The sequence below is a fragment of the Rahnella sp. 1L-D-7-B-C2 genome (genome assembly GCF_057290995.1).
On the sequence record NZ_JBXAVQ010000002.1, the window covers coordinates 191,981 to 207,324 of the forward strand.

The following is a 15,344-nucleotide window of genomic DNA, read 5'->3' on the forward strand; positions in this document are numbered from 1 at the left end:
GTTCTGAATGATCACCGTGTGGGGCCGTGAAAACTCGACTAACGTCAAAAAAGTGCTGTGGATGCTCGATGAACTGAGTCTGGTGTATGAAGTCATCAACGCGGGCGGCGCGTATGGAAAAAACAAAGACCCGATTTATCTTTCCCTGAATCCGAACGGCCTGGTGCCCTGCCTGCAGGAAGATGATTTCGTCCTGTGGGAATCGAACGCTATTTTGCGTTATCTCGCCGAACGTTCGGGCGAGGAGCAGTTCTGGCCAGCCAGCGCGCAGCAACGTGCCAGTGCCGATAAATGGCTGGACTGGGCAAGTAATTCGCTGGTCACGCCGTACCGTCAGGTCTATCAGACGCTGGTGCGCATTCCCGAACCCGAGCGCGATATGGCCCTGGTAGCCAGCGGAATGGAAACGTTCGAGAAGTATTGGGCAATTGCTGATGCCGTGCTGGCGAAGCAGAAATGGCTTTCGGGAGAAGAGTTCGGGCTCGGCGATATTCCACTGGGAATTTATGCCTATTCCTGGTTTTCACTGGACATCAAACGCCAGTCGCACCCAAATATTGAGCGCTGGTATCAGCAACTGACGCAGCGTCCGGCGTTCCAGAAACGGGTGATGATCCCGCTGAGTTAAGGCGTGTTATAAAATTGGCTACAATTTTATAACTTTACTGAACTACCTGGGCTAATTAGTCCTAAACAAATCGTTAATACGTGCTGATAATTATGAGCCTGGTATTAAACAGGCTCACTCTCATTATTCGAAAATGGAAAGAGAATAAAGCCAACCAGGCACTTTATCTGTCATTTCTGAATAACTAAGATTAAGGTTCTTGTCACAACTGTTTCTAAAAACATAACTAAATGTAACTAAACCCGAATGGATTAAGTTTTTATCTATTATGCCTGTCAAACAGAAAAATGGTTGCCCAGAAGCTTCATTGATTACATTATCAACAGCTTCTTTGTTTGGTGATTTTATTAAAACTGGAACATCACCATACTGAACAGGGCTGACATTACGAACAAATGAAAAATCTTCATCTTTCTTTCCTGTCTTATCAAATATAACAGCGGGCAGAATGCCATTCTCGAAAAAAAATCTATTAAGACCTGGTTTATGATCGCCATATATCACGAAAACTGTATCAGGGGATATTTTTTCAACTTCCTTGACAAATCCACTAATTCTTTGCATAGCTTGAGTTAACTCGTAATGATAACGCCCCTCACCGAAGTCATTGTCGTAACCATAGGGACCATGGGTCGACATTGAAACTAAATGCATGAAGACGTTCTTGTTAGCGTTATTTTGTAATTCCTTTACAGCCGTATCATATAGAAGAATATCATCTGGTTGCCATTGCCATGGTTTTTTATTTTTCAAAATATCATCTGGTGCAGTACCCATACTATCAATGCCTAAAAATTTATCAAAACCAAATTTCTTGTTAATGACATTTCTACGCCAAAATGTTTTATCATTATTGTGGGCAGCAAATGTTTCGTATCCTTTAGACCTTAACGCACTGGCTAATGTATGCGAATGAGGATTTATTAATTCTGAGTACTCCATATAAATAATACCTGAAAGAGTTTTACCTGCACTAGGTAAACCAGTGAGCATCTCAAATTCAGAGTTTGCTGTTCCCCCACCATAAACAGGAGAAATGGCTCTCAACTCTCTAAACCCTTCTGTAAGTAAAGGTGAAACTGAATCTTTAAAATGATTACTATCATACCAACACGACTCACATAAAATATAAATTATATTTTGATGTGGAATCTGAGTATTCAAAACTGAATTTTTATTTGTAATTTCTTCTTTATGATAAAAATCCCTCTCATCGCTCGTTGCTTTATTAACAGTTTTTCTTACGCTTGTTTGTATCAAGTGAATAGGTAACCCATGTTCTCTAAAATTTTGAGGAAGATCCCATGAGTTATAAACAATCCCTACATTTCTTGCAGCTTGATTAATTTCTTTTAAAAAATAGTTATTATTCTCAATTGATAGTATATAGGGCGTCAGCGCAAAGACACTGGAGATAAAAAAAACACAGACTACTATTGAATAATTAAGAAACCTTGTTTTTATCTGACTGCTTATTTTGAATGTAATAAAAGAAACCAATATAATAACAAAAAAATAAAAAAATAGGAGTGACTTATTAGCATATTTTATTGCCAGCAAAATATTATCAGTAGCTGTTAAATCTGTCCAAGACAAAGGCTCTCCTGTAATAGCCATTTTGGTGTTGTTAACAGAGCTCAATGAAATAAATAACATTGCAGTTAAAATAAGCGCAGGCAAAAACGGAATGCGGAGAATCCTGAGAAATAAATAAATGGAAAACACGGGTGTCATTGTCCATAAAAACAAACCTAATCGTTTTTCATTATCACCAAAAAGATAAATCTCCTGAGGCACTTGTAACGTTTTTATGTATATAAAAATGAGAATTAACAATGAAACAAAATCAATTATTAATGAGTAGTAACTCAATTGTTCAAATACTTTCCCATTTTTTTTATTACAAAACAATTCGGCTATTTTGGCCATTCCTTTACACTCTCTGAGGATGATTAAAAATAAATATTATTGCACTAACACTTTCCGAAAGTCGACATGATCGCAGAAGATGTATTTTTTTTCAATTCACTTTAGTTAACTAACTAAACCTGACCCTTTGCAAACATCACGCCTAATAGACACCAAAATCCGAAAATCCAAACATCTCATACATAATGATTGCTTAGTGTCATTAGCTTTTGGTGGACTACCATCAATTCATTCCAATAAAAGCGTTAAAGTTAAGTTAAACCACTATCCCTATAAGGAAATAGTAATTCTGGCATTGTGCTCGTCATGAACTCAAAAGCTAAGCCCATCTATAACTAACAGGAATAACGCCGGGCAGAAATATAATATCTACAAGGCATTCCCTCCTTCTTAACATACCGGTAGACTGCTTCGACAGAATAGCCGTCTGGACAGACAGACTTCTGTACATCCTCACTCTGGAATGCCTTATTGCATACCGAAATGACACCAGATGTTTTCCCTGCATCAAGCAAACATCGCACCGACGGAGTTGTTAAATAATGAAAAAAATATCCGCATCCCTGCTGGCACTCAGCCTGTTCTCCGCCCTTCCGGCGTTTGCCGCTGATACCACGCCAGCGCCTGTTCCGGCAGCGATTGCTCAACATAACGGTCCGGTGCGCATTGCCATTGTGCGTAACCTTGGCTCGGACGATAACACGACCCAGTTTCTCGCTGGTGCGATCAAACAGGGTCGCGCGCTTGGCTTTAAGGTCGATACGTTTCTGAGTAACGGCGACGATGCGAAATTCCAGGATTTCGTCAATCAGGCCATCAGCCAGAAATACGACGGCATCATTCTGTCGCAGGGTCGCGGCCCGTACTCTGAAGCACTGGTCAAACGCATCGCCGCAGCGGGTATCGCGGTTTCCGCATTTGATACTGAAGTGCCGGAAAATATTCCGGGCGTGACAGTGACACGTCAGGACGACGCATCGCTGGCGAAAGCCTCGGTCGGGCAGTTAGTCAAAGATTTCAACGGTAAAGCCAACATCGTCAAGCTGTGGGTGGCTGGTTTCCCACCGATGGAGCGCCGTCAGAAAACTTACGAAGCCATTCTCAAAGAGAATCCGGGCATTCATCAGCTGGAATCTATCGGCGCGGTATCTTCTGACGTGCAGGGCGATACGGCCAACAAAGTTGGGGCTATCTTAGCGAAATACCCAAAGGGTCAGATCGACGCAATCTGGGGCGCATGGGATGCCTTCAGTCAGGGCGCGTATAAAGCGCTCAAAGAGAATGGCCGTACTGAAATCAAACTCTACAGCATCGACGTATCGAATCAGGATCTGCAACTGATGCGTGAAAAAGGCAGCCCGTGGCAGATGACTGCGGCAGTGGATACCCAGCTGATCGGAGCAGTCAACCTGCGCCTCGTGGCGCTGAAAATTGCCGGTGAGAAAACGCCTGCCACCTACGAGTTCCCGGCGCAGACCATTTCACAGTCTCTGTTACTCAGCCAACCTGACAGCGTCAACGTGACCGGATTGAGCAAAATTATTCCAGGCTGGGGCAAATCTGAAGATTTTACCGCCCCTTGGTTTGCCACACTGGAAGCGAAGTACAAAAAATAATTTCCTGAGCCTCCCGGAGACGGGAGGTTTTTTCACCACTTCCCCCGCTCAACTTTCCGCCTTTTGCCCCCTGCGATCACAGAAATAAAGAAACATAAATTCAGAAGGAAAAATCTCAATAGCCCTTGTTCCCGCCAACCGTTAAAAAAGTACTCTCCCTTTTCATATGGACAATGAAGCAATGAGTACAGAAATCCTTTCAGTCAAGGAAAAGATTGGTTACGGATTAGGCGACGCCGCCAGTCATATCATTTTTGATAATGTCATGTTGTACATGATGTTTTTCTACACCGATATTTTCGGCATCCCGGCCGGCTACGTTGGCACTATGTTCCTGCTGGCGCGCGCGCTGGACGCTATCTCTGACCCGTGCATGGGATTACTCGCTGACCGGACCCGGACCCGCTGGGGTAAATTCCGTCCTTACGTGTTGTTTGGCGCCATTCCGTTCGGCATTGTCTGCGTGTTCACCTACACCACGCCCGAATTGAGCATGACCGGCAAAATGATTTACGCCGCCATCACCTATACGCTGCTGACCCTGATGTATACCGTGGTTAATATCCCGTACTGCGCCCTCGGCGGGGTGATCACTAACAATCCGGAACAGCGGATCTCCCTGCAATCCTACCGCTTCGTGCTGGCCACTGCGGGCGGCATGCTGAGTACTGTGCTCATGATGCCGCTGGTCAACTTGATTGGTAAAGGTAATCAGGCGCTTGGCTATCAGGGCGGGATCGCCGTGCTGGCGATTGTCGCGGCGGTGATGTTGGCGATTTGCTTTGCCACCACCAAAGAACGTATCGATCCAGGCAAACCGACCGGTACGATGCGCGAAGACTTGCGTGATATCTGGCATAACGACCAGTGGCGCATCGTCGGCCTGCTGACCATTCTCAATATCATGGCTGTCGCCGTTCGCGGCGGCGCAATGATGTATTACGTCACCTACATTCTGGGCAATCCGGTGCTGTTCGCCTGGTTCCTTGGTGTTTACTCCGTCGGCAACTTGCTCGGCAGCGCGCTGGCAAAACCGCTGACCGACTGGAAATGCAAAGTCAGCGTCTTCTGGTGGACCAATGCCATTCTGGCCGCCCTCAGCCTGTGCATGTTCTTCCTGCCGGTGAATGGCAGCGTGCTGATGTTCATCTTTATCTTTGTTATCGGGGTCCTGCATCAGCTCGTCACCCCTATTCAATGGGTGATGATGTCCGACACCGTCGATTACGGCGAATGGAATGATGGTAAACGCCTGACCGGCATCAGCTTCGCGGGCTCCCTGTTCGTGCTGAAACTGGGTCTGGCTCTGGCTGGCGCAATGATCGGCTGGATGCTGGCCGGTTCCGGCTATCAGTCCGGTGCAGCCACACAGAACGCTGCCACCATGACCAGCATTGTCGCGCTGTTCACGCTGGTTCCGGCGGTCTGCTACCTGCTGAGCGCCATCATCTGTAAACGCTATTACATTCTGCGCACCCCGCTGCTGCGCCGCATTATTGACGAAGTCGCGCAGGGCATCCGCCGCAATCAACAAGATTTTATGAAATAAATTTCATCAGGATGACGTTTAAAAGGAGGGTTACACCTTGAAAATTAGTGATGGTAACTGGTTGATCCAGGAAGGTCTGACACTCACTCACCCGTTACAGGTGTTTGAAGTGCAGAGATCTGGGAACGAGATGGTGATTTATGCCGCGCCGAAAGATGCCTCGGAACGCGCCAGTCAGCTGGATTCCCCGCTGTTTACACTGCGTTTCTTCTCGCCGCAGACCGGCGTAATCGGCGTGCGCATTACGCACTTTGACGGTGAAATGGACAAAGGTCCGCACTATCCGTTGATCCAGTCTGATACGCATGAACTGCATTTTGAAGACAACGATGACTTTGCAGCATTACACAGCGGCGATTTGTCGGTGCGCGTCACCAAAGGCAACAACTGGACGCTGGATTTCCTGCGCAATGGCCGCCGTATTACTGGCAGCGTAGCGAAATCTAACGGTTACGTGCAGGACGGCAACAGCCAGAAAACCTACATGATGGAGCGGCTGGATCTGGGCGTCGGCGAAACCGTATATGGCCTCGGCGAACGTTTCACCGCGCTGGTCAAAAATGGCCAGACCGTCGAAACCTGGAACCGCGATGGCGGCACCAGCACCGAACAATCTTACAAAAATATTCCGTTCTACCTGACTAACCGTGGCTACGGCGTGCTGGTGAATCACCCGGAATGTGTGTCTTTTGAGGTCGGCTCTGAAAAAGTCTCTAAAGTTCAGTTCAGCGTCGAAGGCGAATACCTCGAGTATTTCGTCATTGATGGCCCGACGCCGAAAAAAGTCCTCGACCGTTATACCCGCCTGACCGGCCGTCCTGCGCTACCGCCCGCCTGGTCATTCGGTCTGTGGCTCACCACCTCGTTCACCACTAACTACGACGAAGCGACGGTTAACAGCTTCATTGACGGCATGGCCGAGCGTCAGTTGCCGCTGCACGTTTTCCACTTCGACTGCTTCTGGATGAAAGCCTTCCAGTGGTGTGATTTCGAATGGGATCCGGCCACCTTCCCGGATCCAAAAGGCATGTTGCAACGTCTGAAAGCGCGTGGCCTGAAAATCTGCGTATGGATTAACCCTTACATCGGTCAGAAATCACCGCTGTTCCACGAAGGCAAAGAGAAAGGCTATCTGCTGAAACGTCCCGATGGCCACGTCTGGCAGTGGGACAAATGGCAGGCAGGTATGGGCATTGTCGATTTCACCAACCCTGAGGCTAGCGCGTGGTATGCCGGGCATCTGAAACGTCTGGTAGATATGGGGGTCGATTGCTTTAAAACCGACTTCGGCGAACGTATTCCGACTGACGTAGTCTGGCACGACGGCTGTGATCCGCAGAAAATGCACAACCATTATGCGTTTGTGTATAACAAACTGGTGTATGAAACGTTGCAGGATAAACTCGGCGCATCCGAAGCCGTTCTGTTTGCACGTTCCGCCTCGGTAGGCGCTCAGCAATTCCCGGTACACTGGGGCGGCGACTGCTACGCCACCTACGAATCCATGGCGGAAAGCCTGCGCGGTGGATTGTCTATCGGCCTGTCTGGCTTTGGCTTCTGGAGCCACGACATCGGAGGTTTCGAAAACACTGCACCAGCGCACATTTACAAACGCTGGTGCGCTTTCGGGCTGCTCTCAAGCCACAGCCGCCTGCACGGCAGTAAATCCTATCGCGTGCCATGGGTCTACGACGACGAAGCCTGCGACGTGGTACGTCAGTTCACACAGCTTAAATGCCGCCTGATGCCGTACCTTTATCCTGCATCCGCGCAGGCCGCCAGCCAGGGCACACCGGTAATGCGCGCCATGATGCTGGAGTTCCCTGAAGATCCGGCATGTGATTATCTGGACCGCCAGTACATGCTCGGTGACGATGTACTGGTTGCGCCGGTGTTCAGTGAAGAAGGAGATGTCGATTTCTATCTGCCGCAGGGCCGCTGGACGCATCTGCTGAACAATGATGTCGCAGAAGGTTCGCGCTGGCACCGTCAGCAGCATGGCTTCGACAGCCTGCCACTGTATGTTCGCCCGAATACGCTGCTGGCGCTGGGCAGTAACGATCAGAAGCCGGATTACGACTACAGTGAGCGTCCGCAATTCCATCTGTTCGAGCTGGAAGACGGTGCGATTGCCGAAAGTCAGATTACCGATCTGCAAGGCAATGTGGTCTTTACCCTGAACGTTCATCGCAGCGGTAACATGCTGACGCTGACCAGCGAAGGTAAAGCAACTGACTGGACGCTGTGCCTGCGTAACATTCACAATGTGGCGCATTGCGATATGGCTACTGCATCGGCAAGTGAGCAAGGGATGGTGATCACACCGGAATATGGTCATAAACCGTTCATCATCACGTTATAAAATGTAGTTTTTATCAATAGTCGTACCCCGCCCCGGTGTTTATTAAGCATCGGGGCTTTTTTTTCGCCTGCGCTTCAGTACGGCTTTCCCGCCTGTTATCACCATAAAATAACTCACAATCCTTAATTGAGATGAATTTGAGTATCTCTCAGGAGGTTTATCAAATAATAATTATTGCCCATGAGAAATATTAAATGACCTCACCCAACCTGAAATCCATTTTGACGCCCTGCCCTCTACCACAGGACGATGAAATGTTTCATTGTTGGGACAGAAAATTAATATTGAGTGGTGATTGACGTTTACTTCACACATACATTCGCGACGTTTCCTATAAGATAATCGGAAGGACATTCAGCATGAAATATACCTTGTGTTCGTTAGCCCTGTTAACCGGCTCCCTCGCGCTGTCGCCTCATGCAGCACTGGCTGCCGATGCGCAAATTAACGTTGACTGTAGTTTCAGCCACATGAAACCAGACGATGCCATTTTAATGCCAGGAATGCCTGGCATGGCAATGTCCCATGATTTTGTCGGCAACCGTTCAACAGATGCGTACTCCACAGCGGAAAGTCTGCTGCTCAATTCAGGAACGACCTGTAATAACGCAGCAGACAGTACAGGCTATTGGGTACCCACCATGAAATTGCCCGATGGCACCATCGTGCACCCGTCATACATCAAGAACTACTATCAGGCCAACAACGTCTTGCAGTATCCGATCACCGCGTATCCGCACGGTTTGCAACTCCTGGCGGGAGATCACAAAGGTACCAAGCCTAACCCACATGTCACTTTCCTGTGTGCTAACGGCAATGGATACACCAATACTGCCGATCAAATTTGCGGCCTGCGCTCTGCGGGTGACGCCGTGCAATTTAATATCGGCGTGATGTTCCCTGACTGCTGGGATGGCGTAAATCTGAAGGCCAAAGGCACCAATAACGCGGTCTATAGCGACAGCAACGGTCAGTGTCCGGCAGATCATCCGGTTAAACTGGCAAAACTGAATATGAACATCGCCTATGTGCTGCCACAAATCACGTCTCTGGATGTCAGTAAAATTAAGCTTTCGCTTGATCCTAAAATGATCGACGGCAATCTGACCACGCTCTGGGGGAGTATTTATACCGCACACGGTGATTTCATGAATGCATGGACTGACGATGCCACGAAATTCATGGCTGACCGCTGCATGAATTACTCAATGGACTGTGGCACGAATATCCCATACAGCTATTCTGATGCCGAAGCCGACACCTATGTCAGCAACCAGACTGACAGTGATAAAAACTTTGGTGGCGTGCCGACATTACTGGTTCAGGATAACTGGAATTCTCCGGGGCGTGATCAAAATAAACAAATGCTGGCCTTAATGAAATTTAAGATCCCAGCATTGCCAACAAATATTGACGATTATCCTGGCGTAAGCTTTAAATATAAAATTCGTGTCTACGATGGTAATACTACAGACAACGCGGCGGTTTCTATTTTCTTCTATCCAACCGATCCAAATTCATGGGATGAAAACACCGTCACCTGGAATAATAAACCGGCATTTAACTACACCGCTGATGGCAGTATATATATGGATAATGTCCAGCAGTTCCGTTATGTCGATGTAGATAAAGCCGTTCGTGCCGCGTTAGCCGCAGGGAAGACCGAAGTCGCCTATTATATCGGCGGGGAACGAAACGGTCGCACCATTACCGTGAATTCGAAAGAAAGCGGGAAAACACCAACGCTGATGCTGATTGGTTATCAACAAGTCGTAGAACCTTAACCGGTTGCCCTGCTCAACGTTGAGCAGGGCATTTTCTTCGTTTCAGAAAACCTTAACTGTCCTGATACACTCCTTCGCCATGAAGGCTGCGATATTCCTTCGGCGTCATTTCGTAACCTTTTCTGAAAACCGAATAAAAATATTGCAGTGAAGGATAGCCGCACATTTGCGAGATTTCGTTGATCGAAATTGATGTCGCCGCCAGTAGATTACGTGCACGATCGAGTTTTTCTTCGTGGATCACACCGTGAATGGTTTGCCCGGTTTCATCCTTAAAACGCTTCTCGAGATTAGAGCGCGACATGCCAATGGCATCCAGCACCTGTTCCACCTTGATACCTTTACAAGCGTGGTAGCGGATATAATGCATCGCCTGAATGACCGCCGGATCCCGCAATGAGCGGAAATCGGTAGAACGGCGCTCCACCACTTTCACCGGCGGCACTAAAATACGCTGCAATGGCAAATCGCGCTGATCGAGCAACTGATGCAGTAGTTTCGCTGCCCGGTAGCCCATCTGACGCGTCCCCTGCACCACAGAAGATAACGCCACGCGTGAGAGGTAACGCGTCAGTTCTTCGTTATCAATGCCGATCACGCTGAGCTTTTCCGGCACCGGAATATTGAGATGCTCGCAGACCTGCAATAAGTGACGGGCGCGGGCGTCGGTCACCGCAATAATCCCGGTTTGCTGCGGCAGAGTTTGCACCCAGTCGGCCAGCCGGTTTTGCGCGTGCTGCCAGTTTTCCGGCGCCGTTTCCATCCCCTGATACACCACGCCCTGATACTGCTCAGAAGCCACCAGCGTTCTGAACGCGTGTTCACGCTCCTGCGCCCAGCGCTTGCCGCCGGTATCGGGTAAACCATAAAAGGCGAAACGATTAATGCCCTTTTCTTTCAGGTGCATAAACGCCGCTTCTACCAGCGCAACGTTATCAGTGGCGATGTAATGCACGGGCGGATAATCTTCTTCACGATGATATGACCCGCCCACGCCGACAATCGGCACCTTGAGGTCTTCGAGCAGCGTTTCAATTTCGCGATCGTCAAAATCGGCAATAACGCCGTCGCCCAGCCAGTCTTTGATGTTATCAATGCGACAACGAAAATCCTCTTCAATGAAGATATCCCAGTCGCTTTGTGAGGCCTGCAAATATTCGCCCACACCTTCCACCACCTGCCGGTCGTAGACTTTATTGGCGTTAAAGAGCAGCGTAATCCTGTAGCGTTTTTCAAACATACCTGTTTCTCACCGATGATCACATTGACAAAAGCCTTGCCCCACCGCACGGGGGAACAAGGCTAAGTGTGATGCTCAATAACATGACAGCGGAGATTCTTAAGGTCTGGCGTTGTGATTATGTGAGGTGCCACAAGTTTTCCAGATCCCACGCTTGAAAATTCCGCTGTTCCTGCTGCTTTTATGCCCGGCGCTTGGTGGCAGAATCCATCCACACCGCCAGTAGCAGAATTGCGCCTTTCACGATGTACTGCCAAAAAGTCGGTACATCCAGCATACTCATGCCGTTGTCGAGCGAGGCCATGATAAATGCCCCCATCACCGCACCAGCCACACTGCCGACACCGCCTGCCAGACTGGTGCCACCAATGACACATGCGGCAATCGCATCCAGCTCGGCAATGTTACCGGCTGAAGGAGAACCGGCCCCCAGACGTGAACTGAGAATAAGACCGGCAATCGCCACCATCAGTCCGTTAATGGCAAACACCGCCAGCTTACTGCGTTCGACGTTTACACCCGACAGGCGCGCCGCTTCAATGTTGCCGCCAATCGCGTAAATACGACGACCAAACGACGTGCGGGACGCCATAAACATCCCGCCCAACATCAGCGCAACCAGAATCAACACCGGCGTCGGGACGCCCCGATAATCGTTGAGCAGATAAATCGCGCCCAGCGCCACAATAGCGGTCAGCGCCTGACGGGTTACGTCCGTTTTCGCCGCGGCAACTGGCAACCCGAGCGCGCTGCGCTGTTTGCGTCTGCGCCATTGCCAGCCGATAAATGCCGCCAGCGCCACCGCACCAATACCAAATCCGAAAGAATCAGGCAGATAGCTCTGGCCAATTAACGACATCGCAGGAGATGTCGGTGACACCGTAGTGCCGCTGGTGATGCCGATGAGGATCCCGCGAAAAGCCAGCATCCCTGCCAGCGTCACGATAAATGACGGTACTTTGCGATACGCCACCCACCAGCCGTTCCACGCGCCGAGCAATAATCCCAGTATCAGCGTTACCGCGATAGTCAGCGGCAGCGGCCAGCCAAGCCAGACATCAAAAATTGCCGCTACGCCGCCCAGTAACCCCATCATGGAGCCCACGGACAAATCGATTTCCGCTGAAATGATCACGAACACCATGCCGACGGCCAGAATGCCGGTGATCGCCGTCTGGCGCAGCAGGTTAGAAATATTACGTGCGCTGATGTACGCACCCTCGGTCGTCAGGCTGAAGAAAACGATAATTACCGCAATCGCCGCCAGCATAACGAAGACCTGAAGGTTAATATTTTTTAGCTTTTGCAGAGAAAATGCGGCAACCAGTTTGCCTGCATTGGCGGAGTTAGGGGTGGTTTCTGGTTGGGTAAATTTAGACATATGATTCACTCCTTAATGCGGCTTCCATGACCTGTTCCTGGCTCAAATTGTTGTTCTCAAGACAAGCTTTAACCTGCCCGAGATGCATTACTACCACACGGTCGCTGAGCCCCAACACCTCGGGTAGCTCAGAGGAAATGACGATGATAGCCATTCCCTGAGCAGCCAGCTGGCCAATCAGTTTGTAGATTTCATGCTTCGCCCCGACGTCAATTCCGCGCGTAGGCTCATCGAGGATCAGGATTTTTGGCTTAAGCAACAGACAACGCGCCAGAATAGCCTTCTGCTGATTACCGCCGCTCAGACGACCAATCGCCAGTTCAGAGGAAGATGTTTTAATTTTCAGCTGTTTCACTGATTCGCTGATGGTGAATTGCTCCTGCGCCTCGCGCAGAATCCCGCCGTGGCTAAACTGACTGAGTGCGGCCAGCGTAATATTGCTGCCTACCGCCATGACCGGCACGATGCCGTCACGCTTGCGGTCTTCAGGCACCATCGCCAGCCCACGACGCATCGCATCACGACAGTCGGTTATCTGCACTTTGTGGCCTTCCAGCCAGACGTCCCCTGACCAGCGTCCGGGATAGACACCGAACAGGCATTCCATCATTTCCGTTCGTCCCGCCCCTACCAGCCCGGCCACGCCCAGCACCTCACCCTGCCGCAGTGTAAAACCGGCGTTATCTACCCGTTTGATGTGTCGGTTCACCGGATGCCATGCGGTCAGGTTCTCGACGCGTAAAATCTCAGCGCCAATCTGCCGGTCGCGGGGCGGAAACAGTTCCGTTAATTCGCGCCCGACCATCATCGAAATGATCTCCTTCTCTGACGTGCCTGCCGCGTTGCAGGTGGCAATGTGCCTTCCGTCGCGGATGACGCAAAGTTTGTCAGAAATGGCTTTTACTTCAGTCAGTTTGTGGGAGATATAAATACAGGCAATGTCGTGATGACGCAGATCGCGGATAATATCCAGCAGAACGGCGGTTTCGCTTTCGGTCAGCGAGGCGGTGGGTTCATCGAGTACCAGAAGTCGCACCTGCTTATTGAGCGCTTTGGCAATCTCCACCAGCTGACGCTGCCCCAGGCCTAAATCGCCGACCAGCGTATGCGGGTCAATATCCAGTTTCACCTGCGCCAGCATGCGCTGGCAGCGCAGATACATTTTGTCGGTATCGAGCAGGCCGTAACTGCCCCATTCGTTGCCGAGAAACATGTTTTCCAGCACGCTCAGTTGTTTCACCAGCGCCAGTTCCTGATGAATTATAGCGATGCCTTTTTGTTCGGTATCACGGATCCCTTTAGCACTCAGTCTTTCACCGGAAAAATAAATCTCTCCTTCGAAGTTGCCCTGCGGATAAATACCGCACAACACTTTCATAAGCGTCGATTTACCTGACCCATTTTCACCACACAGCGATAAAACTTCTCCGGCATTGAGCGTAATACTAATATTGTCGACCGCTTTCACCGCGCCGAATTTTTTAGTGATATTACGCATTTCCAGCAGCGCTGATTTTTCAAATTGCTCTGGCATATTCTGCACCCTGATAAAAACAACACTCTACTGGAGAGTGTTGTTTTTATAGAAATATTGAAAAATTAAAGATCTGTTTTTTTATGGAAGCCGTCGGCCACTACCGTGCTTTCAATATTATTTTTATCCACTGGGATAGGTGTTAATAAAAATGAAGGCACTTCTTTTTTACCGTTATTTAGAGTGGCATTAGATTTAGGCGTTTCGCCCTTACCGAGCTGCACAGCAATTTCAGCCGCATCATTGGCCAGTTTAGTGATCGGCTTATACACCGTCATAGTTTGCGTACCCGCTTCGATACGTTTGATGGCCGCCAGATCAGCGTCCTGACCGGAAATCGCCACTTTGCCCGCCAGACCCTGTGCGGATAACGCCTGAACTGCGCCTCCTGCCGTCGCATCATTAGAGGCCACCACGGCGTCGATCTTGTTGTTGTTAGCGGTCAGCGCATTCTCCATGATCTTCAGCGCATTTTCCGGCAGCCAGCCATCGGCCCACTGATCGCCAACAACTTTGATTTTCCCTTCTTTGATAAGCGGATTTAAGACCTTCATCTGCCCGGCGCGGAACAGCTTGGCGTTGTTATCAACCGGAGATCCCCCCATCAGGAAGTAATTGCCCTGCGGCACGCGCTCCACCAGGCTTTGCGCCTGCAGTTCACCCACTTTCTCATTGTCAAAGGAGATGTAGAAATCGATATCGGCGTTGTTGATCATACGATCATAAGCCAGCACTTTGATGCCTTCACGCTTGGCTTCTGCGATAACGTTGCTCAGCACTTCGCCGTTGTAGGGAATAATCACCAACACATCGACGCCGCGGTTGATCATATTTTCGATCTGCGCCATCTGGGTTTCTTCATTGCCGTTGGCTGATTGCACGAAAACATCCGCGCCCAACGTTTTCGCTTTAGCCACAAAGATATCGCGGTCTTTTTGCCACCGTTCTAAACGTAAGTCATCAATCGCCATACCTATTTTGATTTCTTTCGCCACACCTGCCTGGCTGAACAATATCAACGCAGCGCAGGCAGAAAGAATCATTTTATTCATTTTCATTTTTCAGACCTTTTATAAGAATAAGAAGAGGCAGATACAGAGAACCGTACAGAAATGACACAGGGATTGTTGTCGCTGGATAATTAATCGGCAATTGCAGATTTTAATCACCTCGTTATGATTTTTTGTTTATTTCCGGAAATTTGATGGGGATCATGGTTTGATTGTAATTCAACAAGGGTTAGTAATTTTATTATCGAGACATCACGAAAAATGAAGAGAAAAGCAAGATGAACTGGGTTAATTTTGCGATCTACTGCACA

Annotated in this window: 10 protein-coding genes; 5 read left to right on the top strand and 5 right to left on the bottom strand. The window is 49.1% G+C overall.

Going from position 1 to position 15,344, the window contains the following annotated elements; genetic code table 11:
- The first annotated feature begins 7 nt into the window (after positions 1-7).
- The gene (locus AC0Z7K_RS04485; protein ID WP_485613063.1) at positions 8-628 is read left to right on the top strand and encodes a glutathione S-transferase family protein; all 621 of its coding nucleotides are present in this window, start codon (positions 8-10) and stop codon (positions 626-628) included.
- 123 nt (positions 629-751) lie between these two features.
- Here AC0Z7K_RS04485 and AC0Z7K_RS04490 read toward each other — a convergent pair whose 3' ends face one another.
- Complete coding sequence (locus AC0Z7K_RS04490; RefSeq protein WP_485613064.1) at positions 752-2,557, bottom strand: LTA synthase family protein; 1,806 nt, start codon at positions 2,555-2,557, stop codon at positions 752-754.
- Between the two features lie 542 nt (positions 2,558-3,099).
- Here AC0Z7K_RS04490 and AC0Z7K_RS04495 point away from each other — a divergent pair.
- The 4 genes from AC0Z7K_RS04495 (at position 3,100) to AC0Z7K_RS04510 (ending at position 9,868) form a co-directional block, all read left to right on the top strand.
- Positions 3,100-4,173 carry a sugar ABC transporter substrate-binding protein gene (locus AC0Z7K_RS04495; RefSeq protein WP_413529651.1) on the top strand — a complete coding sequence of 358 codons (1,074 nt, stop codon included), beginning with the start codon at positions 3,100-3,102 and terminating at the stop codon, positions 4,171-4,173.
- Between the two features lie 181 nt (positions 4,174-4,354).
- Positions 4,355-5,722, top strand: a complete 1,368-nt coding sequence (locus AC0Z7K_RS04500) for a glycoside-pentoside-hexuronide family transporter (protein ID WP_485613065.1) — start codon at positions 4,355-4,357, stop codon at positions 5,720-5,722.
- Positions 5,723-5,759: 37 nt separating this feature from the next.
- Positions 5,760-8,084 (top strand): alpha-xylosidase, encoded by a 2,325-nt coding sequence (gene yicI / locus AC0Z7K_RS04505; RefSeq protein WP_485613066.1) that lies wholly within the window; start codon positions 5,760-5,762, stop codon positions 8,082-8,084.
- 359 nt (positions 8,085-8,443) lie between these two features.
- Positions 8,444-9,868 carry a CBM96 family carbohydrate-binding protein gene (locus AC0Z7K_RS04510; protein WP_485613068.1) on the top strand — a complete coding sequence of 475 codons (1,425 nt, stop codon included), beginning with the start codon at positions 8,444-8,446 and terminating at the stop codon, positions 9,866-9,868.
- A 52-nt stretch (positions 9,869-9,920) separates the two neighbouring features.
- Here AC0Z7K_RS04510 and xylR read toward each other — a convergent pair whose 3' ends face one another.
- The 4 genes from xylR to xylF all read right to left on the bottom strand — a co-directional run bounded on the left by xylR (position 9,921) and on the right by xylF (position 15,081).
- A complete protein-coding gene (xylR, locus tag AC0Z7K_RS04515; protein WP_485613069.1) occupies positions 9,921-11,108 on the bottom strand; it encodes a D-xylose utilization transcriptional activator XylR in 1,188 nt (395 codons plus the stop codon).
- A gap of 181 nt (positions 11,109-11,289) precedes the next feature.
- A complete protein-coding gene (xylH, locus tag AC0Z7K_RS04520; RefSeq protein WP_485613071.1) occupies positions 11,290-12,489 on the bottom strand; it encodes a xylose ABC transporter permease XylH in 1,200 nt (399 codons plus the stop codon).
- Positions 12,482-14,023 carry a xylose ABC transporter ATP-binding protein gene (locus tag AC0Z7K_RS04525; protein ID WP_485613072.1) on the bottom strand — a complete coding sequence of 514 codons (1,542 nt, stop codon included), beginning with the start codon at positions 14,021-14,023 and terminating at the stop codon, positions 12,482-12,484. Before AC0Z7K_RS04525 ends, xylH begins: the two co-directional genes overlap by 8 nt.
- 65 nt (positions 14,024-14,088) lie before the next feature.
- Positions 14,089-15,081: a D-xylose ABC transporter substrate-binding protein gene (gene xylF / locus AC0Z7K_RS04530; RefSeq protein WP_413529657.1), complete on the bottom strand. Its 993-nt coding sequence runs from the start codon at positions 15,079-15,081 to the stop codon at positions 14,089-14,091.
- Positions 15,082-15,344: the final 263 nt, after the last annotated feature.

What these genes read in the sequence shown, in the direction of transcription:
- AC0Z7K_RS04485 (WP_485613063.1), top strand. Translation starts at nt 8, where the DNA reads ATGATCACCGTGTGGGGCCGTGAAAACTCGACTAACGTCAAAAAAGTG.
- AC0Z7K_RS04490 (WP_485613064.1), bottom strand. Translation starts at nt 2,557, where the DNA reads ATGGCCAAAATAGCCGAATTGTTTTGTAATAAAAAAAATGGGAAAGTA.
- AC0Z7K_RS04495 (WP_413529651.1), top strand. Translation starts at nt 3,100, where the DNA reads ATGAAAAAAATATCCGCATCCCTGCTGGCACTCAGCCTGTTCTCCGCC.
- AC0Z7K_RS04500 (WP_485613065.1), top strand. Translation starts at nt 4,355, where the DNA reads ATGAGTACAGAAATCCTTTCAGTCAAGGAAAAGATTGGTTACGGATTA.
- AC0Z7K_RS04510 (WP_485613068.1), top strand. Translation starts at nt 8,444, where the DNA reads ATGAAATATACCTTGTGTTCGTTAGCCCTGTTAACCGGCTCCCTCGCG.
- xylR (WP_485613069.1), bottom strand. Translation starts at nt 11,108, where the DNA reads ATGTTTGAAAAACGCTACAGGATTACGCTGCTCTTTAACGCCAATAAA.
- xylH (WP_485613071.1), bottom strand. Translation starts at nt 12,489, where the DNA reads ATGTCTAAATTTACCCAACCAGAAACCACCCCTAACTCCGCCAATGCA.
- AC0Z7K_RS04525 (WP_485613072.1), bottom strand. Translation starts at nt 14,023, where the DNA reads ATGCCAGAGCAATTTGAAAAATCAGCGCTGCTGGAAATGCGTAATATC.
- xylF (WP_413529657.1), bottom strand. Translation starts at nt 15,081, where the DNA reads ATGAAAATGAATAAAATGATTCTTTCTGCCTGCGCTGCGTTGATATTG.